The sequence below is a fragment of the Acidovorax sp. WCS2018Noco2-16 genome (assembly GCF_031843945.1).
Classification (GTDB): Bacteria; Pseudomonadota; Gammaproteobacteria; order Burkholderiales; family Burkholderiaceae_C; genus Paracidovorax.
Genome location: NZ_JAVTJJ010000004.1, coordinates 130,918 through 157,867, shown reverse-complemented (window position 1 = coordinate 157,867; position 26,950 = coordinate 130,918). Strand labels below are relative to the sequence as shown.

Annotated in this window: 18 protein-coding genes; 9 read left to right on the top strand and 9 right to left on the bottom strand. The window is 65.1% G+C overall.

Going from position 1 to position 26,950, the window contains the following annotated elements; genetic code table 11:
- Positions 1–7: 7 nt before the first annotated feature.
- On the top strand, positions 8–4,549 hold the full coding sequence (locus tag RQI28_RS11740) for an IPTL-CTERM sorting domain-containing protein (protein WP_311222777.1): 4,542 nt from the start codon (positions 8–10) through the stop codon (positions 4,547–4,549).
- 227 nt (positions 4,550–4,776) lie between these two features.
- Here RQI28_RS11740 and RQI28_RS11735 read toward each other — a convergent pair whose 3' ends face one another.
- Together RQI28_RS11735 and RQI28_RS11730 are read right to left on the bottom strand one after the other, a co-directional pair.
- A complete protein-coding gene (locus RQI28_RS11735; protein ID WP_311222881.1) occupies positions 4,777–6,918 on the bottom strand; it encodes a TonB-dependent siderophore receptor in 2,142 nt (713 codons plus the stop codon).
- Between the two features lie 358 nt (positions 6,919–7,276).
- Entirely contained in the window at positions 7,277–9,421 is a 2,145-nt protein-coding gene (locus tag RQI28_RS11730) for a TonB-dependent siderophore receptor (protein ID WP_311222776.1), read from the bottom strand.
- Positions 9,422–9,842: 421 nt separating this feature from the next.
- Between RQI28_RS11730 and RQI28_RS11725 the strand changes: the two genes are divergently transcribed.
- The gene (locus tag RQI28_RS11725; RefSeq protein WP_311222775.1) at positions 9,843–11,282 is read left to right on the top strand and encodes an NAD-dependent succinate-semialdehyde dehydrogenase; all 1,440 of its coding nucleotides are present in this window, start codon (positions 9,843–9,845) and stop codon (positions 11,280–11,282) included.
- 119 nt (positions 11,283–11,401) lie between these two features.
- The gene (locus RQI28_RS11720) at positions 11,402–12,037 is read left to right on the top strand and encodes a LysE family translocator (RefSeq protein ID WP_311222774.1); all 636 of its coding nucleotides are present in this window, start codon (positions 11,402–11,404) and stop codon (positions 12,035–12,037) included.
- A gap of 102 nt (positions 12,038–12,139) precedes the next feature.
- Here the strand turns inward: RQI28_RS11720 and RQI28_RS11715 are convergent, their stop codons facing one another.
- Together RQI28_RS11715 and RQI28_RS11710 are read right to left on the bottom strand one after the other, a co-directional pair.
- A complete protein-coding gene (locus RQI28_RS11715) occupies positions 12,140–12,856 on the bottom strand; it encodes a DUF4198 domain-containing protein (RefSeq protein ID WP_311222773.1) in 717 nt (238 codons plus the stop codon).
- 345 nt (positions 12,857–13,201) lie between these two features.
- Positions 13,202–13,555 carry a DUF1428 domain-containing protein gene (locus RQI28_RS11710; RefSeq protein ID WP_311222772.1) on the bottom strand — a complete coding sequence of 118 codons (354 nt, stop codon included), beginning with the start codon at positions 13,553–13,555 and terminating at the stop codon, positions 13,202–13,204.
- Between the two features lie 148 nt (positions 13,556–13,703).
- Here RQI28_RS11710 and RQI28_RS11705 point away from each other — a divergent pair, with 148 nt between their 5' ends.
- Entirely contained in the window at positions 13,704–14,153 is a 450-nt protein-coding gene (locus RQI28_RS11705; RefSeq protein ID WP_311222771.1) for a DUF4174 domain-containing protein, read from the top strand.
- A 38-nt stretch (positions 14,154–14,191) separates the two neighbouring features.
- Here the strand turns inward: RQI28_RS11705 and RQI28_RS11700 are convergent, their stop codons facing one another.
- The 4 genes from RQI28_RS11700 to RQI28_RS11685 form a co-directional block, all read right to left on the bottom strand.
- A complete protein-coding gene (locus RQI28_RS11700; RefSeq protein ID WP_311222770.1) occupies positions 14,192–15,244 on the bottom strand; it encodes a BLUF domain-containing protein in 1,053 nt (350 codons plus the stop codon).
- Positions 15,245–15,296: 52 nt separating this feature from the next.
- Positions 15,297–16,202, bottom strand: coding sequence for a sulfurtransferase (locus tag RQI28_RS11695; protein ID WP_311222769.1), 906 nt, complete (start codon positions 16,200–16,202; stop codon positions 15,297–15,299).
- Between the two features lie 219 nt (positions 16,203–16,421).
- Positions 16,422–17,333 (bottom strand): DMT family transporter, encoded by a 912-nt coding sequence (locus tag RQI28_RS11690; RefSeq protein ID WP_311222768.1) that lies wholly within the window; start codon positions 17,331–17,333, stop codon positions 16,422–16,424.
- Positions 17,334–17,421: 88 nt separating this feature from the next.
- Positions 17,422–18,561 (bottom strand): aromatic ring-hydroxylating dioxygenase subunit alpha, encoded by a 1,140-nt coding sequence (locus RQI28_RS11685; protein WP_311222767.1) that lies wholly within the window; start codon positions 18,559–18,561, stop codon positions 17,422–17,424.
- A gap of 280 nt (positions 18,562–18,841) precedes the next feature.
- Between RQI28_RS11685 and xseB the strand changes: the two genes are divergently transcribed.
- The 5 genes from xseB to RQI28_RS11660 all read left to right on the top strand — a co-directional run bounded on the left by xseB (position 18,842) and on the right by RQI28_RS11660 (position 24,768).
- Positions 18,842–19,093, top strand: a complete 252-nt coding sequence (xseB, locus tag RQI28_RS11680) for an exodeoxyribonuclease VII small subunit (RefSeq protein ID WP_311222766.1) — start codon at positions 18,842–18,844, stop codon at positions 19,091–19,093.
- Positions 19,090–19,998, top strand: coding sequence for a polyprenyl synthetase family protein (locus RQI28_RS11675; protein WP_404976901.1), 909 nt, complete (start codon positions 19,090–19,092; stop codon positions 19,996–19,998). Before xseB ends, RQI28_RS11675 begins: the two co-directional genes overlap by 4 nt.
- A gap of 155 nt (positions 19,999–20,153) precedes the next feature.
- Positions 20,154–22,040, top strand: coding sequence for a 1-deoxy-D-xylulose-5-phosphate synthase (dxs, locus tag RQI28_RS11670; protein WP_311222764.1), 1,887 nt, complete (start codon positions 20,154–20,156; stop codon positions 22,038–22,040).
- A gap of 305 nt (positions 22,041–22,345) precedes the next feature.
- The gene (locus RQI28_RS11665) at positions 22,346–23,428 is read left to right on the top strand and encodes a TRAP transporter substrate-binding protein (RefSeq protein WP_311222763.1); all 1,083 of its coding nucleotides are present in this window, start codon (positions 22,346–22,348) and stop codon (positions 23,426–23,428) included.
- A gap of 260 nt (positions 23,429–23,688) precedes the next feature.
- A complete protein-coding gene (locus RQI28_RS11660) occupies positions 23,689–24,768 on the top strand; it encodes a TRAP transporter substrate-binding protein DctP (RefSeq protein ID WP_311222762.1) in 1,080 nt (359 codons plus the stop codon).
- A 399-nt stretch (positions 24,769–25,167) separates the two neighbouring features.
- Here the strand turns inward: RQI28_RS11660 and RQI28_RS11655 are convergent, their stop codons facing one another.
- The gene (locus tag RQI28_RS11655; RefSeq protein ID WP_311222761.1) at positions 25,168–26,946 is read right to left on the bottom strand and encodes a TRAP transporter large permease subunit; all 1,779 of its coding nucleotides are present in this window, start codon (positions 26,944–26,946) and stop codon (positions 25,168–25,170) included.
- Positions 26,947–26,950 lie beyond the last annotated feature (4 nt).

Sequence of the window (26,950 nt, the reverse complement as noted above, 5' to 3'; positions counted from 1 at the left end):
GTAGTGTGTGAAAGGCCAGTACAAGAGTCATGGGTCTGGTTTTCAGCTGAATGGCGCGAGCGATGCCTTGACGGCGCTGCACCATAGAAAGTGCCGTGGCCGTTGCGAAATTAAAATGTGGTTGTTTCCGGTATATCGTGATTTACTGCGCGCACTTACTGATTGTTGCAATGCAGGCCCCATGAAAAAAATCACCCGGAATTTCGCCTACTGGCGGGCGTTTTGTTTCATCGCGTTGTTTGGATGGCTGCTTAGTAACGTCACGTCTGCCCAGGCTGCGGCGCACAAGGCACCAGTCAGTGAGCCCTCCAGCATCTTGTTTATTGTGAACAATGTGCCGGACTACCAGCAATTGAGGGACAGCGCGAGTGCCTCGCTGGAGGTTGTCGTACTCGATGCCAAGGCTGATGGTCTGCGTGAGATGGCCGATGCGCTCAAAGACCGACAGCAGCTAGCTGCGGTGCATCTCATTTCACACGGTGCCAGCGGCGCGCTGGATCTGGGCTCATTGACGCTGGATCGGGACACCTTGATGGAGCGCAGCGGCGACCTGGCGCGTATTCGCTCATCGCTGCGACCTGATGCGGACTTGCTGTTGTACGGCTGCGAAGTGGCGCAGGGCAGCGAGGGGCAGCGGTTCATCAACATGCTGGGCGAGGCGACAGGGGCGCATGTGGCCGCGTCCGCCAACCTGACGGGTAATGCCCTTTTGGACGGCGACTGGTTATTGGAAAGTCTCACAGGCCCGCTGCGCAGCACTCCGCTGGACTTTCCGGCTTACCGCCATGTGTTGGCGACGGTGGCCGGCACCTTTTCGATCGCGGCGAACCTGGACAACAACAGCTTCACCGTGACAAAGTTCTTGGACAGCAACCCCAATTCCCAGTTCTCTTTTCCAAATATCGAATATGAGATTTACTTTGCCAACGCGGGCAACACTCCCACCGGCAATGTCACAAATTTCAACCTGGGCGGCCCCGGCGGCTCGATGCTGATTTTTGATACGGGGACGACCGTTGGAGCGCTCATTATCAAAAGTCAGTTGAACCGTCTGTTTGGTGTGTCCAGCTTTCGCATGCAGGACGCTCAAGGCGCTGGCTCCATATATACCGCGACTGCCTACCGCAACGGAGCACCAGGCGCTACCTCGCAATTCACAGCTGACCCCAGCGGTCTCTCGTCCGTCATCAACTTGCCAATAGCAGGATTCCGCAATATCGATGAGATCCGCATTACGAGCGATGGCGGCATTGGTACGCCCAATACGCTGTTTCGGGAAGGCTTCAATACTTTCGTTTTTGTGAACCCGACCGGCAATGCAGATCTGACCGCGCTCTCAGCGTCGGCAGGGAGCTTTAACTCTGGTTTTGATGCGGCTACCACCAGCTACACGATGGCCGTAGGCAATGCCACCACCAGCACCACCATCACGCCCACCGTCGATACCCCGGGCGCCACCGTGACTGTCAACGGTGTGACTGTCAGCACCGGTGCCGCCTCGGGCAGCATCGCCCTGAATGTGGGCAGTAACACCATCACCACCGTCGCCACGGCAACGGACGGCACAACCACAAAGACTTACACCATCACCATCACACGCGCTGCTCCGCCATCCAGCAATGCAAACCTCTCCAGCCTGGCGCTGTCGGCCGGCACACTGAGCCCTGTGTTCGCTTCGGGTACCACTTCCTACACTGCCGGAGTGCCGTTCAACACGACATCGCTCACCGTGACGCCTACCGTGGCTGACGCCACAGCGCGCGTCACTGTCAATGGTGTGACCACCACCAGTGGCAATGCGTCGGGGGCAATTGCTCTGGCAGTGGGCAACAACACCATCACCACCGTCGTGACCGCCCAGGACGGCACCACCAAGACCTACACCACCACGGTCACCCGCGCTGCGACGTCGGGCAACGCGCAGCTCGGCGCGCTGAGCCTGTCCAGCGGCACCCTGGCCCCCGTGTTTGCGTCTGGCACCACCAGCTACACGGCCGGCGTCAGCAATGTCACCACGTCGATCACCGTCACGCCCACCGTGGCCGACGCCACCGCCAGTGTCACGGTCAACGGCGTGTCCACCGCCAGCGGCAACGCATCGGGCGCCATTGCGCTGGCAGTGGGTGCCAACACCATCACGGTCACGGCGACTGCGCAGAACGGCACGCCGCTCAGCTACACCATCACCGTGACGCGGGCCGCCTCTGCCAACGTCAACTTGTCTGCACTGTCGTTGTCCAGCGGGACCCTGGCGCCCGTTTTTGCGGCGGCCACCACCAGCTACACGGCCAGCGTCAGCAATGCCACCACCTCGCTCACCGTCACCCCCACGGTTGCCGACGCGGGCGCCAGTGTCACCGTGAACGGCGTGGCCACCACCAGCGGCAATGCGTCGGGCGCCATTGCACTGGCAGTGGGTAGTAACACCATCACCACCGTCGTGACGGCGGCGGACGGCACCACCACCAAGACCTACACCGTGACCGTGACCCGCGCCGCCTCGTCCAACAACGACCTGTCCGCGCTGAATCTCTCCAGCGGCACCCTGAGCCCGGTGTTCGCGTCGGGCACGACCAGCTATGTCGCCTCCCTCGCGGCCGGCTTCTCCAGCATCACCATCACCCCCACCGCGGCCGCCAACACCTCCAGCATCACTGTCAACGGGGTAGCCGTCGCCAGCGGGACCGCCTCGGGCGCCATCCCGATGAATCCGGGCAGTAACACGGTGACCGTTGTCGTTACCGCCCAGAACGGCGCCACCAAAAGCTACACCCTGAACATCATCCGCGCCCTGCCATCGAACGACGCCGACCTGTCCACGCTGTCGCTCTCGAGCGGCACCCTGAGCCCGGCCTTCGCCGCCGGCACCACCAGCTACACGGCCAGCGTGGGCAACGCCACCACCTCGCTCACCGTCACCCCGACCGTGGCAGACCCCACCGCCTCGGTCACCGTCAACGGCGTGGCCACCACCAGCGGCAACGCCTCGGGCGCCATCGCGCTGGCGGTCGGCGCCAACATCGTCACCACCATCGTTACGGCCCAAGACGGCAGCACGACCAAGACCTACACCGTGACCGTGACCCGCGCCGGCTCGGGCGACGCCAACCTGTCGGCTCTGACCTTGTCCAGCGGCACCCTAAGCCCCGCGTTCGCATCCGGTACCACCTCTTACACCGCGTCGATCGCGGCCGCGACCGCGAGCATCACGGTCACGCCGACGGCCAACCAGCCGAACGCCACCGTCACGGTCAACGGCGCGACCGTGGCCAGCGGCAACCCCTCCGGCGCCATCGCCATGAACACCGGTTCAAACACGGTAACGGTCGTCGTCACCGCGCAGAACAGCACGACCAAGACCTACACGGTCACCGTGACGCGCGCGATCTCGACCAACAACGACCTGGCCTTGCTGGCGCTGTCGAGCGGCACCCTGAACCCCGTGTTCAGCGCGGCCCAGCAAACCTACACCGCCACCGTGCCCAACACGACCACCGCGATCACCTTCACTCCCACCGTGGCTGACAGCAGCGCCTCCGTTACCGTCAACGGCGTCACTGTCGCAAGCGGCGCGGCCTCGGGTGCGATCCCATTGAACGTGGGCGCCAATCTCATCATCGTCGTCGTGACGGCACAGGACGGCTCGCCGCGCAGCTACACCGTCACCGTCACCCGCGCCGTGTCGTCGAATGCTGATTTGTCTGCGTTGAGTTTGTCCAGCGGCACGTTGAGTCCTGCATTCGCCAGCGCCACCATCAACTACACGGCCACAGTCCCTTCTGGCGCTGCGTCAGTGGCGATCACCCCCACGGCTGTGGGCGGCACCGCCACTGTGAATGGCGTGCCCACTGCCAGCGGCGCTGCGTCGGCTCCGATTGCGCTGGGCTTTGGTGATACGGCTATCACGGTGGTCGTCACTGCACCCGATGCGGTCACCACCAAAACCTATACGGTGACCGTGACGCGGTCGCGTCCGACGACAGCAACGGGAAACAGCCCAGCCGGAGGAGGCCTTGTCACAGCCAGTCTGGCAGGCCCCGCGGGCTGCGGTTTTGACCGTGCGGATTTCATTGCGCTCACGGGATCGGCTGCCTCGCCTCCGCCCGGTAGCATTTCGGGTTACACCTTCAACCAAGGCTTGTTCGATGTGGTGGTGGACGGCTGCCCGAACGGGGCGGCGGTAACGGTCACGCTCACCTACCCGCAACCGTTTCCAGCGGGCGGTGTGTACATGAAGTACGGCCCCACGCCGAGCCAGAACGCGCCCCACTGGCATGTCCTCGCTGGCGCAACCATCAACGGCAACACAGTGAGCTTGGCGTTCACCGATGGCGGTTCGGGTGATGATGATCTGGTGATCAACGGCACCATTTCTGACCCAGGCGGTGTGGCACTGGCGCTGGCCGTCGGCGGTGGCGGCGCGGTCGGCATCCCCACGCTGTCGCAATGGGGCGTGCTGCTGTTGTCTCTGTTGGTGGCGGCTGCGGCTGGGCTGAATGCATGGCGCACCCAGCGAATGGGCCGCAGTTTTGGGTGGCAGCGCGGTTGATTTCACCCCCGGTGCGCCTTTGCACCGTTACGCAATGAAAAGGGCCCCTGTCCGCAACGCGGCAGGGGCCCTTGGCTTTTGCTCTCGTTTCGATAGCTTTTGAGGTTTCTCGGTCAAGCGCTAGCGCTGGTTTTTGCTGCGGTTTGATTCACAGCCTGCAGCGCTTGCGTGCAGTTAGTGCGTGCAGGGCGCGCAGGCATCAGCTCCAGCGGGGGGCATGCTCGCTGTCAGAACCTATACGTACCCGTCATCGTGACCGTGCGACGCTGGCCGTAGAAGCAGTCGCCCCGTGCCAGGCACTGGGTGATCTGCACCTTGTCGGTCAGGTTGGTCACGTTCAAGGCCAGGCGCCAGCTGCCGGCGTCGTAGGCGGCCAGGGCGTCGGTGATGAGCGCCGATGGCGTGGTGATGGCGCTGGTGCCGCTCCACTGCGAGCCGGTGTAGCGCAGGCCGGCGCCCACGGTCCAGCCGCCGCGCCCTTCGGCGGCGAAGCGGTGCATCAGCCAACTCGACGCCGTGTGCTTGGGCACGCTGGCCACGGGCAGGCCCTGGTCGCCGGCATTGCTGCGCGAGATGACGGCGTCGGTGTAGGCATACCCCACGGTCCAGTCCCAGTTGCGGGCCAGGCTGGCGGTCATCTCGGTCTCGAAGCCCTTGGTTTTCACTTCGCCGATCTGCAGGCTGTTGAGCGGGTTGGTGGGGTCGTTGGTCTTGCGGTTCTTTTCCTGAAGCTGGTAGATGGCAGCGAAGGCCGACAGGCCCCGGCCTTCGGGTTGCCACTTCACGCCGGCTTCCCACTGTTCACCGCGCTGGGGTTTGAACGCGGTGCCGTAGAAGTCAGCCCCGCCCAGTGGTTGGAAAGATTCTGAATAGCCCACATAAGGCGCCCAGCCGCCGGCCATCTGGTAGGTCACGCCCAGGCGCTTGGTCCAGGCCTTGTCGTCGCCAGCCGCTGCGGGGCGGCCTTCGGTGTCGCTCTGGGCGCGGTCGTGTCGCAGGCCCAGTGTGGTCGTGAATGCACCCCATTTGATCTGGTCTTGCGCGTAGAAGCCCAGCTGGCGCTGCTCCACGCTGGGCACGCGCGTCAGGGCCGACGCCGACGGCGTGGTGAAGTTGCCGTACACCGGCGCATACACGTCGATGGAGGGCGCCAGCGCGCGCCAGGTCTGCTGGCCCCAATTGTTGCGCTGCACGTCGATGCCGCCCAGCAACACGTGCTCGGTGTCACCCACTCTCAGCCTGCCTTCGACCTGCGTATCGACCAGCAGCATGCGCGAGCTGCCCAGCGTCCACGAGGCGTCGCGCAGCACGGTGCGCTCGTCGGCGTTGAACACCGGGCGAGCGGGCCGGCCCAGTGCGGCGTTGGCGGCAAAGCTGGTGTACAGCGTGCGGTAGTCCACCTCGCCCACGCTGCGGCGCAGGTTCTGGCGCATCGTCCACGTGCTGTCGATCTGGTGGCTGAACAGATAGCCCCAGGTGGTGCTTTCGGAGTTGTAGCGGTCCCAGCCCGGCTCGCTGATGAAGGTGGAGGTGGGAATCTGCCCGTAGCGGCTCGGCAGTTGCGTGCCTTGCCATGGGAAGAAGCCGATCAGCGATCCGCTCTTGTCCTTTTGGTGCGTGAACTGCAGCGTGAGCGAGGTGGCTGCGCTGGGCTTCCAGGTCACGGAGGGGGCGATCACCAGGCGGTCGTCGCGCACATGGTTCACCTGCGTATCGCTGTCGCGGCCCACGGCCACCAGGCGGTAGAGCCACTGGCCGTCTTCGGTGAGCTTGCCGGTCATGTCGGCGGCGATCTGCTTGCGCGCATGGCTGCCGACTTGCACCTGCACCTCGCGCAGCGGCTCGGCCTGCGGGCGCTTGCTGGTCAGGTTGAGCACGCCGCCCACGCTGCCCTGGCCGTACAGCACCGACGATGGGCCGCGCAAAAACTCCACGCGTTCCAGTGTGTAGGGGTCAGGCCGCGTGTCGTTCCAGTAGCCGATGAAGCGCACCATGCCGTCCAGGTACTGCGTCACGTCGCCGCCGCGCGCCTTGAAGGTGTCTTGCCGACTGTCGAAATAGTTGGACACCATGCCGGCGGTGTAGGCCGTGGTCTGACGCAGGGTCAGCGCGCCTTGGGCTTCCATCTGGTCGCGGGTGATCACGCTGATGGCCTGCGGCGTTTCGATGAGTGGCGTGTCGGTCTTGGTGGCCGACAGCGCGCGCTTGGCGACGAAGCCGCTGACCGGCGCGGTGGGGTTTTCCTGCTCGGCGCCGGCCTTGACGGTCACCGGCGCGAGCGTGGATTCCGCCACGGGTTCATTCGTGGCCTGGGCGCGGGCGGGCGATGCGGCGATCGCGCACAACAGCGCGATCGACGTGGGCACCATGCGGGCCAGCGGCAAGCGCCGGGCACGCGGGCACTGAAGAGGACGAGTGTGTGCAGAGGACATGGTGTGAGGGATGCAAAGGGTTGAACGACCGATGGCGTGGGGCAACGGATGGCCGAGGGATGGCTGCGGTACACCCCAGGTGCTGAACGCCGGAGCATGCCGTTTGCTGTGTAATTGATAGCTGTATACGCTTATGGAATAAGCGCTACAGCCTGTTTTTATTAAAAATCAATGCCATGGATGCCGGGCGGTGGCTCGCTCTGACGGCAGCCCTCGCCCGACGGCGTGCGTTGGCAGGTCGTTAACCCGCAACAATCAACCGCCATGAACCGCCTCGCCGCGCGCACCCAACCGATCAGTAGCGCGCCTTCAGCGCCACCGTCACGCGGCGCGGCTCGCCGTAGAAGCTCTGGCGGCCCAGGCTGCCCACCTTCTCGTAGTAGTTCTTGTCGAACAGGTTGTCCACGTTCAGGCTCACCGCCAGCTTGTCGTTGATCTGGTAGGCCACCTGGGCGTTGAACAGCGTGTAGTCACCCGAGGTGATGCGCAGCGCGCCGCTTTGCGCGAAGAATTCGCTGCGGTAGTTCAAGCCGCCGCCCACGCTCAGGCCCTGCAGCGTGGCGTTGCGAAAGGCGTAGCGGGTGGACAGGTTCACGCTGTGGCGCGGCGTGATGGGGCTGAACACCTGGCCCTGCTGCGCGACCGGCGCCTGCAGGTACTTGGTGGCGGTGAAGGCGTAGCCGGCCAGCATGTCCCAGCCGGGCGCGACCTGGCCGCTCACCTCGGTCTCGAAGCCTTGCGCACGCACCTTGCCGCCCGCGACCGATGCCGTTGTCACGTCCGGGTCGGCCACGGCGCGGTCCTTGTCCAGGATGCGGAAGACGGCGAAATGCGCCTGCAGGCGCTTGTTCAAAAATTCGCCCTTCACGCCCGCCTCGATCTGCGAGCCCGAGCGCGGCGTCAGCAACTGCCCGGCGCGGTCCAGGTTGGACTGCACCACGAAGGTTTCGGCATAGCTGGTGTAGGCCGACAGGTTCTCGTTGAGTTCGTAGATGGCCGCCACGAACGGAATGAACTGCCGCCCCGGGTCGGCCGTGGCCGTGTTCTGGCCCGTGCTCAGCGTGCGTGTTTCGGCCTTGGCCCACGACAGGCGCGCGCCGGCCAGCACCTTCAGGCGATCCGTCGCGCTGATCTGGGCTTGGCCGTACAGCGCGTTTTCGGTGCGTTTCGTGGCCGTCTGGTAGCCCGGCAGCGTGATGGACGGGTAAGGCAGGTCGTACTGCGGGTTGAACAGGTTGGCGGTGCTGGGTTGGCCGAAGACCGAATTGCCGTCCAGGCTTTCGTTTTCCGTGTGGCTCATGCCCAGCAGAAAGCGGTGCGTGCGGCCCAGCAGCGACAGCGGCGAGGTCACGTACAGATCGTAGTTGCGGTCTTGCACGTCCTGCTGAAAGTTGACCTTCTGCAGCTGGTAGTTGCCATTGGCCGCCAGCACCGAGTTGGCGCGTGCCGACTGGTAGAGCGATTCACGGTGCACGTCGCGCGCTGCGAACTTGACCATGCCGCCGCCCGCCAAGCGGTGCTCCAGCTCGGCGAAGGTATCGGTACTGTCCAGGTCCTGCCGGTTGGCGACCAGGCCTGCGAAGGTGGAGCGCGGCACGTCGGGCAGGCGCCCGTCGGCATAGGCCGGCAGGCCCTGGTCCACCGTGGCGCGGATTTTCTGGCGCGTGTGGCCCACCGACAGCGTCGTGTCTGCGGTGATGTCCAGCTCCAGCGTGCCGTAGCCCAACGTCTTGTCGTTCTTGAGCGTGTCCACGTAGCTGTCGCGGTCGTCCTTCACGGCGACCACGCGGGCGCGCAGCGTGCCGGCGGCGTTGAGCGCACCGGTCAGGTCCACGTCGGCGCGGCGCATGCCCCACGAACCGGCGGATACGTTGGCGTTCAGCCCCAGCGCCGACTGCGCGCGCTTGCGCACCAGGTTGATGGTGCCGCCGGGCTCGCTTGCGCCCTGCAGCAGGCCGGACGGGCCGCGCAGCACCTCGATGCGGTCGTAGATGGCGGTGTCCATGGCGGTGGCGAAGTTGGCGCCCTGCGGAATGGGCACGCCATCGAGCAGCACCGCACCGATGTCGAATCCGCGCGACTGGATGCTGTTGTAGTTGCCCGCGCCGTCCAGGCGCGTCACGTTCACGCCGGTGGTCTGTTTGACGGCGTCTTCCAGCTTGGTCAGGTTCAGGTCATCCAGGCGCTGGCGCGTGATCACGCTGACCGACTGCGGCGTCTCGCGCGGCGACTGCACCAGCTTGCCCACGCTGATCTCGCGGGTGATGTACTGGCCCGAGCCTTCGGTGGCTTCGCCCTGGGGCGCATCGGTGACCTTGACCTCGGGCAGGACTGCGCCGGGCGCGGTGGGCGCAGCCGTCTGGGCGTGCGCGGTGGCAGCGGCTGCTGCGGCCGCAAGTAGAGCGGCCGTGGTGAGGGCATTCAAGGGGAACAAGCGCATGCATGGCTTTCCGTCGTTGCCGGCAACGACACGGCGTGGAAGAGTTGGCTTCCCGAAAGTCCAAGCGGCAGCGGGTGGCTAGGTCAGAAATGAGAGATGGCTCGCACAGGGACATGCCGACGCAGGCCAATCCGGAATTCTAATTGCGGTTGAGAACTTTTCGCATTAAAGAATACGGTCTCAGAGGGCCGGCGTTGCGTGCTGCCGTCATTCGCCGCGCCGTTCTTTCGCGGCGGTTGCTTACAAAGGGTTGTCGCGCGAACGCCTGCGCAGGGGCGGCAACCGGCCTATAGTCATCGGTTGCCATCGCGCTTGCCGCGATGCATGGCTCGCCGCAGACAGGCGCGGTCCTGGGGCTCCCGAACCGCCCGGCACCCGCCTCGTCTTCTCCCCCTTCAAAACCCCATCAGGAGCTAGTTGAATGACCTATCCCAACACGCAACTCTTCATCGCCGGCCAATGGCAGGACGCGGCCGACGGCAAGACCATCGCCGTGCACAACCCATCCAACGGCCAGGAAATCGGCCGCGTGGCCCATGCCGGCAAGGCCGACCTGGACCGGGCGCTGGAGGCGGCGCAAAAGGGTTTCGAAGCCTGGCGTGACCTGCCCGCCGTGGAGCGCGCCAAGATCATGCGCCGCGCCGCCGGCCTGATGCGCGAGCGCGCCGAGACCATCGGCCGCATCCTCACGCAAGAGCAGGGCAAGCCGCTGGCCGAAGCCAAGGGCGAAGCCATGGCGGCCGCCGACATCATCGAGTGGTTTGCCGACGAAGGCATGCGCATCTATGGCCGCATCGTGCCCTCGCGCGGCAACCTGAACGTGCGCCAGCTGGTGTTGAAAGACCCCGTGGGCCCGGTAGCTGCGTTCACGCCCTGGAACTTTCCGATCAACCAGGTGGTGCGCAAGCTGGGCGCCGCGCTGGGCGCGGGTTGTTCGATTCTGGTGAAGGCGCCGGAAGAAACCCCGGCCAGCCCGGCCGAGCTGATCCGCGCATTCGCCGATGCGGGCGTGCCGGTGGGCACGGTGGGCCTGGTGTATGGCGACCCGGCCGAAATCTCGAACTACCTCATCCCGCACCCCATCATCCGCAAGGTCACGTTCACGGGCTCGACGCCGGTGGGCAAGCAGCTGGCGGCGCTGGCCGGCAAGCACATGAAGCGCGTGACGATGGAGCTGGGCGGCCACGCGCCGGTGATCGTGGCGGACGACGCCGACGTGGAACTGGCTGTGAAGGCCGCGGGCGGCGCCAAGTTCCGCAATGCGGGCCAGGTCTGCATTTCGCCCACGCGCTTTCTGGTGCATGAAAGCATCCGCAAGGATTTCGTCGCGGCGCTCACGCGTCACGCGCAAGGCCTGAAGGTGGGCGACGGCCTGGCCGACGGCACGCAGATGGGCCCGCTGGCCAACCCGCGCCGCGTGACGGCCATGGCTGAATTGCTGGCCGATGCCGTGCAGACGGGTGCCGAGGTCACCACCGGTGGCGAGCGCATCGGCAGCGAAGGCAACTACTTTCAGCCCACCGTGCTGAACGACGTGCCGCTGACGGCCCGCATCTTCAACGAAGAGCCCTTCGGCCCGGTGGCTGCCGTGCGCGGCTTCGAGAAGATCGAAGACGCCATCGCCGAAGCCAACCGCCTGCCTTACGGCCTGGCCGGCTACGCGTTCACCAGCTCGCTCAAGCACGCGCATCTGCTGTCGCAGCGCCTGGAAGTGGGCATGCTGTGGATCAACCAGCCGGCCACGCCGTCGGCCGAGCTGCCCTTCGGCGGCCTGAAGGATTCGGGCTACGGATCGGAAGGCGGCCCGGAGGCCATCGAGGCGCACTTGAACACCCGCGCGGTGTCGATCACCAACGTGTGATCCGCGGCGGACCAGACGGTCCGCCAGCCTGCAACGGCCCGCAATCAGCGCCCGCTTGGCGCCGGTTGCGGGCCGTTGTCATTGAGGTGTGGAAGGGGGCATGAAACTATGATTGCCCAATGCTGACACTTGCCCAGACCCTCGCCTTCCTGCTCGCCGCCGTGCTGATCACCGCCACGCCCGGCCCTGACAACCTGATGGTGCTCGGCATGGGCATGTCGCGCGGGCGCTTGCGCGGCATCGTGTTCGGGCTGGGTTGCGCTCTGGGGTGCCTGAGCCACACGGTGCTGGCGGTGGTGGGCGTCAGCGCGCTGATCGCGGCATCGCCCTGGGCCTTCACCGCGCTCAAGTGGGCGGGCGGGGCGTATCTGGTGTGGCTGGGTGTGCAGGCACTCCGCAGTACGGGTGGCACGGGTAACGCGCGGGTCGATGCCTCCGGTGCGCCGGTGCAATCGCTGCGGGCGCTGTTCTTCAAGGGAATGCTGGCCAATGCCATCAACCCGAAAGTGGTGCTGTTCTTTCTGTCGTTCCTGCCGCAGTTCGTGGTGCCGGCGCAGGGCGACGTGGGCCTGCAGCTGGGCTTGCTGGGGCTGTTGTTCACGGCGCAGGCGGCCATGCTGTTCGGGTTGCTGGGCTACTTTGCCGGCACCATCGGCGCCTGGCTGAACCGCCGCCCCCGCGCCGGCCTGTGGCTGGACCGGGTGGCGGGTGCGGTGTTCGTGGGCCTGGGGCTGCGAATGATCTTTGGGCGCTAGTTTGCTATTGAAAAAATAGCTGCTAGCGCTTGCTGAATAAGCGCTAGAGGCCTATTTCATTCAGATCTTGCCCAGCGGGGCGCCACAGCCCCACAGAGGCGATCACTTGGCAGGGGCGGCCGGCAGTGCGGGCGATTCCACGCCAGTGGCCTGCACGAACGACAGCGTGGTCACGAAGCTGGATTCGCCGTACTTCTGGCCTGCGCGCTCGCCCGGCGTGGCGTCCTTGTGGTGCACTTCGGCGACGTACTGGCCCTTCCAGGGCAGTGCGAACTGCACCGCGCCGTCCGCTCCGGTGGCGGCTTCACGCGACCAGCCCGATGGAGACACCAGCGTGACCTTGGTCTTGGGCAGCGGCGCGCCGTTGTAGGTCACGCGCAGCTCGCCGGGCTTGCCGGTGGGCACCACGTCCAGCGCGGCGGTGGGGGCCACGGCCTGGTTCAGGCTGGCCACCCAGCGTGCGGCCGGGCGCCACAGCAGGGCGGCCTGGTTGTTGTTCTTGCTGCGGTCGATGAGCGGGTAGGGTGCCTCGGTCACCAGCGTGTCGGCCGCGGCGGGCAGGGCATAGGTGAACGCGCTGGCCGTGCGCTGGCCTTGCACGCGCTGCGTCTGGCCGCCTGCGCGCTGTTCCAGCACCGGCACGCCGTCGAACTTGTCGAGCAGGCCGGGCGAGGTCTCGCGCAGGTTGTCGGCGTATTCACCGAAATGCAGGCGCGCTTGGTTGCCGCTGGCCTCAATCCACACCTGGTGGGCCTGGGCGCCGCCGGCAAGCGTGGCAAGCAGCAGTGCAGGGATCAGCGGGGTGATGCGTCGGTTCATGATGAAGAAGGCTCCGAAGGGTTGAAAAAACGAAAACGCTGGCCTGCAGTGCGCTATGAAAAAAATAGCTATCTGCGCTTATCTATCAAGCGCTACAGGCATTTTTGGCATGGAAATGGATTAGCTGGCCCGCGTGTGTTCACGTTGCCGCGCCGCCCGTTGACTGGTGCGGGGCGCCGTGACTGGTCAGCTCGCGCATGGCTGGCTCCGCGCGGCAGGCGCGGGCCGCTGCATTCTAGAGCTTGCGAATGGTTCGCATTCGGAAAGCGATGGAAAAAACGCTTTCGGCGCTTTGTACGGGAAGGCGGTTCGCCTCACGCGCTCAGCGACGCGCGCCTCGATGTTCTAGGCATCCAGCACCGGAACGAAGCCGCCGAAGATCATGCGTTGGCCGTCGAACGGCATGTCCGTTTCCATGCCGCTCATGCGCGGGTCTTTCATGGCCTCTTGGTTGACCCGGTCACGCACTTCGCGCGACGGATATTCGATCCAGGAGAACACCACGATCTCGCCTTCTTCGGCCTTCACCGCGCCGCGAAAGTCGGTCAGCTTGCCGTCCGGTACATCGTCGCCCCAGCACTCCACCACGCGTGTGGCGCCATAGTGCTTGAAGACTTCGGCAGCGCGGGTAGCCAGCTCCAGATAGCGCTGCTTGTTGGCAGCCGGTACTGCGACCACGAATCCATCGACGTATTTCATAGCCAGTCTCCTGATGTAACGAGAGAGGCGCATGTTGGCAGAGCCTCCAGTGGCGAGCTGTAAAAAACCGCACCGGCGAACACCCGCGGCGTGCGCGTTGCGAAGATGTCCGACGCACTGTGCAGCCGAGCCCGTCCAGACTGGCCGCATGAAGCGCCAACCCGTGAAATTGATGCAACACGCAGCCATTGCCCTGGGCCTGGCCTTGCCCGCCAGCGCCGCCTTGGCCGACAGCAACCCGCTGATCGCCGAGCGCTGGAAGACGCGGCCCGTGGTGGTAGTGGTTCCTCAAGAGGGCGACCCATTGCTTGCGAAGGTGCGATCGGCCTTGAAGGAAACGGCTGCCCGCGAGGCCTTTCGTGAGCGCGACATGGCGCTGTACACGGTGGTGTCGGGCAAGGGCACCCGCAACGACCGGGCCCTGACGCCCCAACAGACCGAGGCGCTGCTCAAAGCCCTTCAAGTCGATGCGCGCGGGCCTGCCACCTTCCTGCTGGTGGGCAAGGATGGGGGCGTCAAGATGAAGCAAGGCGCCGATGTCGACCTGCAGGCGGTGTTCGACGAGGTCGACCGCATGCCGATGCGCCAGCAGCGCTGAACTGCGGCGCTAAAAACATCCAGACCCCACCTCCGGATTCAGCGTGCAGTGACGGGCGGCCAGGGCTCCGAGAGGTCGATGTCCAGCGCCACTCCGCGGCGCACCACGGGGCGGGGCTGCATCACCGACAGCCGTGCTTGCATGGCCGCCCAGATCGGCCCGCCCGCCAGCACCGACCCGGCGGTTTCGGTGGACGCGAAACCAACGGCTTGGGCCAGTTCGCGCAGCGCTGCAGACAACTCAGTACGCCCTGGTGGCGTGATGAACAACACCTCGGGATGCGCCTGGCGGACCATGGGGTGGGCCAGCGCCCGCGTGACGAATTCGGTGTCGCTGCCATGCCCGCTGCGGCGCATGAGAAAGACGACCAGGTCGACGTTGCGCAGCAGTGGCGACGCGAGCGTAGAGCCCAGCAGGCTTTCGCTGATGCCCACCAGCCGCACGGCACCGGTCGCGTCGCTGGCCACGTCGGCGTAGTCGAGCGGAAAGGTATCGGCATTGCGGCCGGTGTCGGAAATTTTCAGCGAGCAGGCCTGCGTGCCGAAACGGTCTGCCAGATGGCTGAAGATGGGGTGAAACCACAACACGGAATTGCTGAAAACAGCCACTTGCTTGACCGCCCCTGAGCCGCCTGAGCCGCCTGTACCGCTGTGGCCGGCCTGCGCGGCGGCTGGCCGAGGCGCGCGATTGGGCGTCAGGAAGTAGCGGAACGCGTCGGTCACCGCCGCCAGCCGCTGGCTGGTCAGAAAGCCGCGAATGGTGGCCAGGCGCTCGCTGGTGTCGCTTGCAGCGGCCGACGACGACTGCACCAGCGCGACGCTCCACTGGTCATAGGTGCGCTCGTTGATCCGCTGGGTGAACAGCACCGTGGGCGCCTCATGGTTCCAGTACGCGGTGGTGCGCGCCAGCAACCCGCGCACGGCGGCATCGTCGCCCTCCAGAAAATGCAGAAAGTAGCCCTCGGCCACCGCCAGCAGCCCGGTCAGGCCGCTGCGGTGGGCGTATTCCGCACAGGCGGCCAACAGGCTTTCAGGCGGTACAGCCAGATTGCCGTTGCGACGGGCGGGGCCGAAGTAGCAGACGGCGCGCATGGATGGGCGGGGCGAAGTGGCAAGGAAATGGCTGCGTGGGCGACCAGGCGGATCAGCCGCGCTCTACCGGCCGGGCCGGGTCGCTGCACCACTCGCTCCAGCTGCCTGCAAACAGCGCGGTCGGCCCCAGGCCGGCGACTTCCATGGCCAGCAGGTTCGGCACGGCGCTCACGCCGCTGCCGCACTGGTGCACCACGCTGGCGGCGGGGCGGCCCTGCAGCAGGGCGTCAAACTCGGCACGCAGTTGGTCCGCCGGCTTGAACAGGCCGTCAGCCCCCAGGTTCTGGCCAAAGGGGCGGTTGAGTGCGCCCGGAATGTGGCCCGCCACCGGATCAAGCGGCTCCACCTCGCCCCGATAACGTGGCGCGGCGCGCGCGTCCACGATGGTCTGGCTCGCCTGGCCCAGTTGGCTCTGCACTTCATCGGCGGTCACCAGCCTGCGCAGTGGCGGTCCCAGCCGGAAGTTGGACTGGAAATGCGCCGGCTCTTCGCCGCTGGCCACCGGCTTGCCCGCCGCCTCCCAGGCCTGCAGCCCACCGTCCAGCACGGCCACGGCGTCATGGCCGGCCCACTTGAGCATCCACCAGAGTCGGCCGCAGTAGTTGGCTCCATTGCGGTCGTAGACCACCGCCTGCATGTCGTTGGTGAAGCCGATACCCGACAGCCAGGTGGCCAGCCGTTCGCGGTTGGGCAGGGGGTGGCGCCCGCCGGATGCGGGTTCGTCGCCTTCCGCCGCGACGATGACGCCGCCCGCACCGGGCGCGCCGTGCTTGGCGCTCAGGTCGCGGTCCAGGTCCGCGTGCAAGGCACCGGGAATGTGCGATTCAAGGTATTGCGCACCCCCGGCCGAGGGATGCATCAAATCGAAGCTGCAGTCGAACACCATGCGCGGGCGGCCGCTGTCGATCAGGGCTTGCAGTTCGGAAACGGAGATCAGCGTGGTGTGGGCGGAGGTCATGGTGGAACGGCTGAGTCGATGACCAGACCATTGTGGCACCGCCCAGGTGCGGCCCATGCCAGACGGCGCCCTGCGGACGTCGGGTTGTCCGTCGTTCACCTTGGCGGGGCGTTCGCCAGACAGTGCACCGGTGCCGCCACCGGTGTTCTGTTCGGTCTGGCGACGTGGACGTGCGGTGCGCAGGCCGAGCCCGGTGCCAGCCCGGTGGCAGCCGATTGGTTAGTGCTCTTCCGCAGGAGCGCCCGGCGCGGCCCGCGCCCGCAGCACGGTGGCGACAATACCGCTGGCCACGATCAGTGCCATGCCGATCCAGCCGATGGGCGGGATCACGTCGCCGAACAGCGCCACGCTGAAGAAAGCGGCAAAGACGATGCCGGAATACTGCAGGTTGGCCACTACCAGCGTGCCGCGCGGCGTAAGGGCGCGGGCGTAGGCCCGCGTCATGCACAGCTGGCCGCCAGCCGCCAGCGCGCCGATGGGCAGCAGCCAGAGCGCGGGCCAGCCGGGCCAGTCCGACGTGCCGGTCAGCAGCATGCCGGCGCCGCCCGCCACGGCCGAGCCGACGGCAAAGTAGAAGACGGTGCGGGTTTCCGGCTCGCCCAGGCGCGACAGGGCCATCACCTGCATGTAGGCGAAGGCGGCAGTCAGGCCCGACAGCAGGCCGACCAGCCCGGCAAAGCCCTGGTTGTCGCCAATGCTGGGTCGCAGCATCATCAGCACACCGGCAAAGCCCGCCATCACGGTCAGCACCAGGGTGGCCTGCAGGGGAGGGCGCGGCTGCGCGCCGCTGGGGCGCCAGGTCAGCAGCGCGCCGCCCACCAGGAAGGCAGCGATCCACACGCTGCTCATGTAGTTCAGCGTCATCGCGGTGGCCAGCGGCAGGTGGGCGATGGCGTAGAACCAAGAGCCCAGCGAGGTCACGCCGATCAGGCTGCGCCAGGCGTGCATGCCGGGGTAGCGTGTGCCCATCGTCACGCCCTGCGAGCGAGCCAGCGCCCAGAGCAAGGCCATGCCGATCAGGCCGCGGTAGCAGACCAGTTCGGCAGAGTTGAAATGCGCCGACGCGAACTTGACGCACACACCCATGGTCGCAAAAAGGAACGCGGCCAGGACCATCCAGAGGGCTTGCATGTGCTTGACTCGAATCTAGTAATGAAAATAGCTGCCAGCGCTTGTCTGGCAAGCGCTGGCAGCTATTGTTTTGATACGGTTTGAAGGATCACCGCTGGGGCACGGCGTCGCCCATCTGCGCCCGGTACCACTCGTGAAAGTGCTGCATGCCGTCTTCCATAGGGCTCTGGTAGGGACCCACCTCGTTGTCGCCGCGCTCATATAGGGCGCGCCGGCCGGCGTCCATGCGCTCTGCGATCTCGTCGTCCTCGATGCAGGTTTCCATGTAGGCGGCCTGCTGGGCTTCGACGAACTCGCGCTCGAAGGCGGTGATTTCTTCCGGGTAGTAGAACTCCACCATGTTCAGCGTCTTCGTGGGGCTGACGGGGTGCAGCGTAGATACGGTCAGCACGTGCGGATACCACTCCACCATGATGTGCGGGTAGTAGGTCAGCCAGATCGCGCCGCGCTCGGGCAGTTTGCCTTCACGGTACTTCAGCAGCACGTCGTGCCAGGTCTTGTACACGTCGGAGCCCGGCTTGGCGAAGGTCGAGGCCACGCCCACTGTCTGCACCGAGTAGTGCTTGCCAAACTCCCAGCTGAGGTCGTCGCAGGTGACGAAGTTGCCCAAGCCGGGGTGGAAGGGGCCGACGTGGTAATCCTCCAGATAGACCTCGATGAAGGTCTTCCAGTTGTAGTTGCACTCGTGCAGTTCCACGCGGTCGAGCGAAAAGCCCTCGAACGAGAGTTGCGCGCGCGGGCCCATTTCGCCCAGGTCGGCGTGAATGCCGCGGCCGTTGTCTTCGAACAGCAGGCCGTTCCACTCACGCAGCCCGTAATTGTTCAGGTTCAGACAAGGGTCGTGCGAGAAGTGCGGCGCACCCAGCAATTCGCCGCTGGGCGCGTAAGTCCAGCGGTGCAGCGGGCAGACGATGTTGCCCCCGGCGTGGCCCTTGCCCTGGCCGTGCAGCGTGCCGCGGCCCTTGAGCATGACGGCTTGGCGGTGGCGGCACACGTTGGAGAGCAGCTCGACACCGCCCTGGGCGTTGCGCACGAGCACGCGGCCTTCCTTTTCCTGCGGCAGGGCATAGTAGTCGCCCGCATGGGGCACGGAAAGCTCGTGCCCCACATAGCGGGGCCCGCGCTGGAAGACGGTTTCCAGCTCACGCTGGAAAAGCGCTTCGTCGAAGTAGCTTGAAACTGGTAGTTGGCTTGCGGCCTGCTGCAGTTGAAGACTTAAATCAGACATCGAGACCTGACCTAAAGACTCCCCACAGGGAGGTGCGGGTGCGCACGTGAAAAAAGCGAAACCGGCCGAGCAAAACACCCGCAGCCGGTTCGATGGAAAGAAATGGGATTGTAGCCGGTGGGGTTATTTCCGCCCGAAGGGTATGTGTATTGCACAGGCAGCGCGCGGCGCTGCTGGGGCGTCGTGTCGCCAGAGCGCGCGCTCAGGTGCTCCGCCCCGAGTGCAGCGCCTAGAATCGAACGTTTTTTGACAGTGCGCCGCCCCGCCGCCTCCACCCTCCATGCCCAAGGCTCCTGCCACATCGCCCAAGCCCGCCCCCAGTCCTGATCCGGTCAGCTACGAAGCTGCTTTGGAGGAGCTGGAGCAGCTCGTGGGCCGCATCGAGTCGGGCCAGTTGCCGCTGGACCAGATGCTGGCGGGCTACCAGCGGGGCGCCGCCTTGCTGACGTTCTGCCGGAACCGCCTGGAAGCCGTGCAGGACCAGATCAAGGTGCTTGACGAAGGCGCACTGCAGCCGTGGACGCAGGAATGAGCGCGAGCGCGATGACGAAGACCGATTTCGACCTGAACACCTGGAGCACACAGCAACTGCAGCGCGTGGAAGCTGCCTTGTCCCGCTGGGTGTGCGGCGAAGCCCCTGCCGGATTGGGCCAGGCCATGCGCTATGCCGTTCTGGACGGCGGCAAGCGCCTGCGCCCGCTGCTGGTGATGGCCGCCAGCGACGCGGTCGGCGGCCTGCCCGAAGCGGCGCTGCGCGCTGCCTGCGCGGTGGAGCTGATTCACGCCTATTCGCTGGTGCACGACGACATGCCGTGCATGGACAACGACGTGCTGCGCCGGGGCAAACCCACTGTGCATGTGCAGTTCGGCGAAGCCCAGGCGTTGCTGGCTGGCGACGCGCTGCAGGCGCTGGCGTTTGAATTGCTGGCGCCCGAAGACGGCGTGCCCCCGGCGATGCAGGCACACCTGTGCCGCCTGCTGGCGCGGGCGGCCGGCAGAGGAGGCATGGCCGGCGGCCAGGCCATCGACTTGGCCAGCGTCGGCGTGGGCCTGGATGAAGCGCAGCTGCGCCACATGCACCGGCTGAAGACCGGCGCGCTGCTGCAGGCCAGCGTGGTGATGGGCGCGGCCTGCGGCCAAGCCGCTGCGCCGGCGCTCGAGTCGCTGATGCGCTACGGTGCCGCGCTGGGACTGGCGTTTCAGGTGGTGGACGACATCCTCGATGTGATCGCCGATTCCGCCACGCTGGGCAAGACCGCCGGCAAGGATGCGGCCAGCGACAAACCCACCTACGTGTCGCTGCTAGGCCTGGACCGCGCCCGCGCACATGCCGACGAGCTGCTGGCCGAAGCGCGCACTGCGCTGCAAGATAGCGGCCTGCCCGACACGCGTGCGATGGCGGCGTTGGCTGACATGGTGGTCAACCGGTCGCATTGAGAAGATGTGAATACAGCGTGCGACGAAGGGGCCGGCCCTGCGCGACCTGTCTTGGACGGCGCACGGCGACCGCCACTGTTCTGGTGTGAATTTTGAATCAAATTGGCCTCTAGCGCTTATCCAATAAGCGCTGGCAGCTATAAAAAAAGTAGCATATGTCCACGACTTCCTTTCCTCTGCTGCAGACGGTGAATGACCCCGCGGACCTGCGCCGGCTGTCGCGTGCTGAGCTCAAGGAGCTGGCCGCCGAGCTGCGTGCCTTCGTGCTGCACAGCGTGTCGCAGACGGGCGGGCACCTCAGCTCCAACCTGGGCACGGTGGAACTTACGGTGGCGCTGCATGCGGTGTTCGATACGCCGCGCGACCGGCTGGTGTGGGACGTGGGCCACCAGACCTATCCGCACAAGATATTGACCGGGCGGCGCGACCGCATGGGCTCGCTGCGCCAGATGGGCGGGCTGTCGGGCTTTCCGCAGCGCGCCGAAAGCGAGTACGACACGTTTGGTACCGCGCACTCCAGTACCAGCATTTCCGCCGCGCTGGGCATGGCGCTGGGGGCGCGCCACCGTGGCGAAGACCGCCATGCCATCGCCATCATCGGCGACGGCGCGATGACGGCCGGCATGGCTTTCGAGGCGCTGAACAACGCCGGCGTGGCCGACGCCAACCTGCTCGTCATATTGAACGACAACGACATGAGCATCAGCCCGCCGGTGGGCGCGCTCAACCGCTACCTCGCGCAGCTGATGAGCGGGCAGTTCTATGCCAAGGCGCGCGACGTCGGCAAGAGCGTGCTGAAGAACGCGCCGCCGCTCTTGGAGCTGGCCAAGCGGCTGGAGCAGCAGGCCAAGGGCATGGTCGTGCCGGCCACGCTGTTCGAGAAGTTCGGCTTCAACTACATCGGCCCCATCGACGGACACGACCTCGATTCGCTCATTCCCACGCTGGAAAATATCAAGGGTCTGAAGGGCCCGCAGTTCCTGCACGTGGTGACCAAGAAGGGCCAGGGCTACAAGCTGGCCGAGGCCGACCCGGTGGCCTATCACGGCCCAGGAAAGTTTGACCCCAGCGTGGGCATCGTCAAACCTGCCACGGCTTCGAAGCCCACCTTCACGCAGGTGTTCGGCCAATGGCTCTGCGACATGGCCGAGAAAGACGAGCGCCTGGTCGGCATCACGCCCGCCATGCGCGAGGGCTCAGGCATGGTCGAGTTCGAGCGGCGCTTCCCCGCCCGCTACTTCGACGTTGGCATTGCCGAACAGCACGCCGTCACCTTCGCGGCCGGCATGGCCTGCGAGGGCGTCAAGCCCGTGGTGGCAATCTATTCCACCTTCCTGCAGCGCGGCTACGACCAGCTGATTCACGACGTGGCCCTGCAGAATTTGCCGGTGGTCTTCGCGCTCGACCGCGCGGGCCTGGTGGGCGCGGACGGGGCCACGCACGCGGGCGCCTACGACATCCCGTTCGTACGCTGCATTCCCCACATGAGCATGGCATGCCCGGCCGATGAGCGAGAGTGCCGCCAGCTGCTGACCACCGCTTTCGAGCAGGATCATCCCGTGGCCGTGCGCTATCCGCGTGGCAGCGGTGCAGGCGTGGCGCCGTTGGCAGGCCTGGAGGGCCTGCCCTTTGCCAAGGGCGAGGTGCGCCGCGAGGGGCAGCGCATCGCAATCCTGGCGTTTGGCACGTTGTTGTATCCCGCGTTGCAGGCGGCCGAGGCGTTGGACGCCACGGTGGTCAATATGCGCTGGGCCAAGCCGCTCGATGTGGCATTGCTGCTGCAGATTGCCGAGAGCCACGAAGCGCTGGTGACGGTGGAAGAGGGCGCCATCACGGGTGGAGCAGGCAGCGCGGTGACCGAGGCGCTTCACGCAGCGGGCGTGCTGCGCCCGGTACTCCAACTCGGACTGCCCGATACGTTCATCGAGCACGGCGAGCCGTCCAAACTGCTGGCGCTGCAGGGGTTGGATGCGGCAGGCATCGAGCGCTCCATCACCGCCCGCTTCGCGGGGGGCGGCGAGGTGGCGAAGCGCTCTCTCTGAGCGCCTGCGCCTTTGCGGCATCCCTCGACAGAACCGGCGCCATCGCCGGTTTTTTTTTATGCGCGGCCATCGTCGGCCGATGCATCGGCCGGTGGCTGCAGCAGGCCAGCCGCAGTGCTGAGGGCCGCAATTGCTTGCAGAAAGCTGAGCCATGTCAGGCTCCCGGCACCTTTCGCGGGAAAACCCGCAACGGCTGTGGCTGAGCCCGTTTTTACAATGGGTTTCTCATCAAGAGCACTCATACCCTCTGGGCACGCGCAATGGCGCGACAGAGCGGACGCCATTTTTTTCCGGAGATAACCCCCATGGATCGTCGTTCCATCATCAAGAGTGCTGGTATCGCAGGCGTGCTCGCTGCTGGCGCTGCACCTGCAGTGCACGCCCAGACCGCAGTGCGCTGGCGCCTTGCCTCGAGCTTCCCCAAATCGTTGGACACGATTTTTGGCAGTGCGGAAATGTTCGCCAAGACCGTCAAGGCGCTGTCGGGCGGAAAATTTGAGGTGTCCGTGCATGCCGCGGGTGAGCTGATGCCTCCCTTCGGCGTGGTGGATGCGATCCAGAACGGCACCATCGAGATGGCGCAAACCGCTCCTTATTACTTCACTGGCAAGGATTCCATCTTCGCCTTCGGCTGTGCTGTTCCCTTCGGGCTGACCGCCCGGCAAATGGATGCCTGGATGGAGCACGGCAACGGCCGCAAGCTGATGGATGCGTTCTATGCCAACTACAACATCAAGAGCCGCAGCGCAGGCAACACCGGCACGCAGATGGGCGGCTGGTATCGCAAGGAAATCAAGACAGTTGCCGACCTCAAGGGTCTGAAGATGCGGATGGGCGGCGGCTTGTTCGGCGAAGCAATGCAGAAGCTGGGCGTTGTCGCGCAGAACATGCCGGCGGGGGACGTGTACCAGGCGCTGGAAAAGGGCACGCTCGACGCCACCGAATTCGTCGGGCCCTACGATGATGAGAAGCTCGGCTTCAACAAGGTGGCCCCTTACTACTATTACCCCGGCTGGTGGGAAGGCAGCGCCGAGCTGGAGTTCTTCATCAATTCCAAGGCCTACGCGGCGCTTTCGCCCGAGTTCCAGGCCATTGTCGATGCTGCCACGGCCGTTGCCGCCCGCGACATGACGGCCAAGTACGACGCGTTCAACCCCATTGCGCTCAAGCGACTGGTGGCCGCCAAGACTCAGCTGAAAGCCTTTTCCAAGGACGTCATGGACGCGGGTTTCAAAGCCTCGATGGAAGTGTTCGCCGAACACGAAGCCAAGTCGCCGGAGTTCAAGAAGATCCACCAGGACATGCGGGCCTTCCAGCGCGACCAGCTGCTGTGGGCGCGCTATTCGGAACTGCGCTTCGACAACTACATGACCGGCGTGAAGCTGTAAGCCATGGCGCTTACTCAGGACCTGCGGCATCAAGATCTGCGCTGGTTCACTTGAGCGCTGAGGCGCCGCCTGAATACATCATGGGGTCGCCCGCGCAACGTGTCGAGGTTTCAATCGGGCGGGATTTCGTTGTGTCGCCGTGATGGCGCGCAGGCCTTCCATTGCGTCAACGGATGTCGTTACCTGTTTGTCAGTGCTCCGCCATACGCCACAGCGCGTGACCGGCACTCGTTTTATTTTCTTAGTCCCAGGAGGTTCTCATGGATCGTCGTTCCCTTATCAAGAATGCCGGCATTGCCGGTGTGTTGGCCGCTGGCGTCGCACCTGCCGTGCATGCGCAAGCTGCAGTGCGGTGGCGCTTGGCCTCCAGCTTCCCGAAATCGCTCGACACCATTTATGGATCGGCAGACGTGTTTTCCAAAGCCGTGAAGGAGATGTCGGGCGGCAAGTTTGAAATCTCGGTCCATGCGGCTGGCGAGCTGATGCCCGCCTTCGGCGTGGTCGACGGTGTGCAGAACGGAACCGTGGAAATGGCCCACACTGCGCCGTACTATTTCTTCGGCAAGAACGAGGCGTTTGCCATTGGTGGGGCCATTCCCTTCGGCATGAACTCGCGGCAGCTCACCGCATGGATGATCGACGGCAACGGCACCAAGCTGATGCGCGAGTTCTACGCGCAGTACAACATCGTCAACTTTGTGGGTGGCAACACTGGCGCGCAGATGGGTGGATGGTTCCGGAAGGAGGTGAAGACGCCTGCGGACATCAAGGGTCTGAAGTTCCGCGTGGGCGGCTTCGCTGGACGTGTGATCGAGCGCATGGGGGGCGTGCCACAGAACATCGCCGGGGGTGAGATTTACCAGGCACTGGAAAAAGGCACGATCGACGCGGCCGAGTGGATCGGTCCTTACGATGACTTGAAGCTGGGGCTGAACAAGGTTGCGCCGTTCTACTACTACCCCGGTTGGTGGGAAGGCAGCCTGAATCTGGATTTCTACATCAACCAGAAGGCGCTGGATGGGCTGTCGGCAGAGAACAAGGCCATTGTTCAAGCGGCTGCCCATGAGGCCCATGTGACGACGCAGGCCCGCTACGACGCGCGCAACCCTGGCGCGCTCAAGCAACTCGTGGCAGCGAAATCCAAGGTTTTACCGTTCCCGCAGAGCGTGCTGGAAGCTTCGTTCAAGACATCGATGGAGGTGTACGCCGAACTCGCCGAGAAGAATCCGCACTGGAAAAAGATCTACGGCGACTACCGCAACTTCCAGCGTGACCAGATCCTGTGGTTCCGCTTCGCCGAAGCGCGGTTTGATAATTTCATGTCGGCCCAAAAGCTGTAAGCCGCCAGGGTGTTGGAGCCCCGGGCTGGCTGCCCGGGCGAACCGTCCCAATCTCTTCAGGGCATGTCGCGTCAGCGGCATGCCCTGTTTTTTTGCCGGCCGAAAGTAAGTAGTGCCTGTGCTCGAGGGTCTCTGTACGGTGGAGTGGTGGAGGAGCTGCGCAGGGCCGAGGGTTGCAGTCCAGGCGCGGCATGGCGTGCGCAGGAGGGCAAAGCGCCGCTAACCGCCCACGCCAGTGACGGGTGCAGTGACCCGTGCACCCAGCAGTGGCCGATCTGGACCGAATGCATGAATGTCTTGCCAGCGCATGCAAAAAGCCCCCGCGAGCTAGGAGCTGGCGGGGGCTTTAATTGCAGAGCGCACAACCGAGGCGGCGCGCTCAGATCAGGGCGGTGGCGATCACTTCTTCTCGGAGTTCGACAGCGCTTCTTCCATCGCCTTCATGGGGTCGTCGGCGTCCGCGCCAGGCTCGGACGCGGGGGGAGCGGCGCCATCCATGTTGCTGGTCGGGTCATCGTTGAAGACCGGGTCTGGCATGGCGGCTTCCATTTCCAGGCGCACTTTGTCCAGGTCATAGACGACCTTTTCGTCCAGCCCGCTCGACACGATGGTCGGGAACGCGATGACGAGTGCCACCATCAGAATCTGAATGAACAGGAATGGCACGGCACCCCAGTAGATCTGCATGGTGGTCACAGGCTCGATCATCTTTTTGGTGATCTTGTCCATGTAGGCTTTTGCTGGCGCCACGCTGCGCAGATAGAACAGTGCGAAGCCGAAAGGCGGATGCATGAACGAGGTCTGCATGTTGATCGCCAGCAGCACGCCGAACCAGATCAGGTCGATCCCGAGCTTGTCCGCCACCGGTGCCAGCAGCGGCACGATGATGAACGACAGTTCGAAGAAGTCGAGGAAGAACGCGAGGAAGAACACCATGATGTTCACCACGATCAGGAACCCGAGCTGGCCTCCGGGTAGCCCGGTCAGCAGGTGCTCCACCCACAGCGGGCCGTCCACGCCCTGGAACGTCAAACCGAAGATCGTGGCGCCGATCAAGATGAACACGACGAAGCACGACAGCTTGGTGGTGGTGTACATCGCCTGTTGCAGCAGCTTGAAGGTCAGCCGGCGGCGTATCAGCGCCATGATGAAGGCCCCCATCGCTCCCATGGCGCCACCTTCTGTGGGCGTGGCAACGCCCAGGAAGATGGTGCCGAGTACGAGGAAGATGAGCAGCAGCGGCGGGATCAGCACGAACGTCACCCGTTCGGCCATGCGCGACAGCAGGCCCAGGCGGGTGACCTTGTTGATCATGGCGGCGACGAACGCCAGGCCCACGCCGAAGCACATGGCAACTACGATGGTTTCGTCGAGGGCAACGCGGTCCACCGCCTCGCCTGTCCACCATGTGTGCAGTTCAGGCATGTGCTTGCCGACGTAGATCGATGCGACTACGCAGATAGTGGTCAGCACCAGCAGGGAAGGCACGCCGCTGTTGCCGTTGTCCTGGCGCATGGTGCGCGCCTCGGGAGGCAGCGCTGGTACCCACTGGGGCTTGATGAAGGCCAGCAAGATGACATACAGAGCATAGAAGCCCGTCAGCATCAGCCCCGGCACGAAAGCGCCCTTGTACATGTCGCCCACGCTGCGGCCCAGTTGGTCGGCAATGATGATCAGCACGAGCGATGGGGGGATGATCTGTGCCAGCGTGCCCGATGCAGCGATGACGCCTGCGGCCAGGCGCCGGTCGTAGCCATAGCGCAACATGATGGGCAGCGAAATCAGGCCCATCGAGATCACCGACGCGGCGACCACGCCGGTCGTGGCTGCGAGGAGAGCCCCCACGAAGATCACCGCCAGGGCCAACCCGCCGCGGATCGGGCCGAAGAGCTGGCCAATCGTGTCGAGCAGGTCTTCGGCCATACCGCTGCGTTCCAGGATCAGCCCCATGAGGGTGAAGAACGGAATGGCGAGCAAGGTGTCGTTCTGCATGATGCCGAAGATGCGCAGTGGCATGGCCTGCAGCAGTGCCTCGGGCAGCACGCCCAGTTCGACACCGATGAACGCAAAGAACAGTCCGCAGGCACCCAGGCTGAACGCCACGGGAAAGCCGATCAGTAAAAAGCAGATCAAGCCCGCGAACATGATCGGGGCCAGGTTATGGGTCAGGAATTCCATGGTG

Excerpts from the sequence above, each read along its gene's own strand:
- RQI28_RS11715 (WP_311222773.1), bottom strand. The coding sequence starts at position 12,856 with ATGAACCGACGCATCACCCCGCTGATCCCTGCACTGCTGCTTGCCACG.
- RQI28_RS11655 (WP_311222761.1), bottom strand. The coding sequence starts at position 26,946 with ATGGAATTCCTGACCCATAACCTGGCCCCGATCATGTTCGCGGGCTTG.
- RQI28_RS11695 (WP_311222769.1), bottom strand. The coding sequence starts at position 16,202 with ATGACCTCCGCCCACACCACGCTGATCTCCGTTTCCGAACTGCAAGCC.
- RQI28_RS11660 (WP_311222762.1), top strand. The coding sequence starts at position 23,689 with ATGGATCGTCGTTCCCTTATCAAGAATGCCGGCATTGCCGGTGTGTTG.
- RQI28_RS11735 (WP_311222881.1), bottom strand. The coding sequence starts at position 6,918 with ATGGTGCCCACGTCGATCGCGCTGTTGTGCGCGATCGCCGCATCGCCC.
- RQI28_RS11675 (WP_404976901.1), top strand. The coding sequence starts at position 19,090 with ATGAGCGCGAGCGCGATGACGAAGACCGATTTCGACCTGAACACCTGG.
- RQI28_RS11710 (WP_311222772.1), bottom strand. The coding sequence starts at position 13,555 with ATGAAATACGTCGATGGATTCGTGGTCGCAGTACCGGCTGCCAACAAG.
- RQI28_RS11730 (WP_311222776.1), bottom strand. The coding sequence starts at position 9,421 with ATGCGCTTGTTCCCCTTGAATGCCCTCACCACGGCCGCTCTACTTGCG.
- RQI28_RS11725 (WP_311222775.1), top strand. The coding sequence starts at position 9,843 with ATGACCTATCCCAACACGCAACTCTTCATCGCCGGCCAATGGCAGGAC.
- xseB (WP_311222766.1), top strand. The coding sequence starts at position 18,842 with ATGCCCAAGGCTCCTGCCACATCGCCCAAGCCCGCCCCCAGTCCTGAT.
- RQI28_RS11690 (WP_311222768.1), bottom strand. The coding sequence starts at position 17,333 with ATGCAAGCCCTCTGGATGGTCCTGGCCGCGTTCCTTTTTGCGACCATG.
- RQI28_RS11685 (WP_311222767.1), bottom strand. The coding sequence starts at position 18,561 with ATGTCTGATTTAAGTCTTCAACTGCAGCAGGCCGCAAGCCAACTACCA.
- RQI28_RS11705 (WP_311222771.1), top strand. The coding sequence starts at position 13,704 with ATGAAGCGCCAACCCGTGAAATTGATGCAACACGCAGCCATTGCCCTG.
- RQI28_RS11700 (WP_311222770.1), bottom strand. The coding sequence starts at position 15,244 with ATGCGCGCCGTCTGCTACTTCGGCCCCGCCCGTCGCAACGGCAATCTG.
- RQI28_RS11720 (WP_311222774.1), top strand. The coding sequence starts at position 11,402 with ATGCTGACACTTGCCCAGACCCTCGCCTTCCTGCTCGCCGCCGTGCTG.
- RQI28_RS11665 (WP_311222763.1), top strand. The coding sequence starts at position 22,346 with ATGGATCGTCGTTCCATCATCAAGAGTGCTGGTATCGCAGGCGTGCTC.
- dxs (WP_311222764.1), top strand. The coding sequence starts at position 20,154 with ATGTCCACGACTTCCTTTCCTCTGCTGCAGACGGTGAATGACCCCGCG.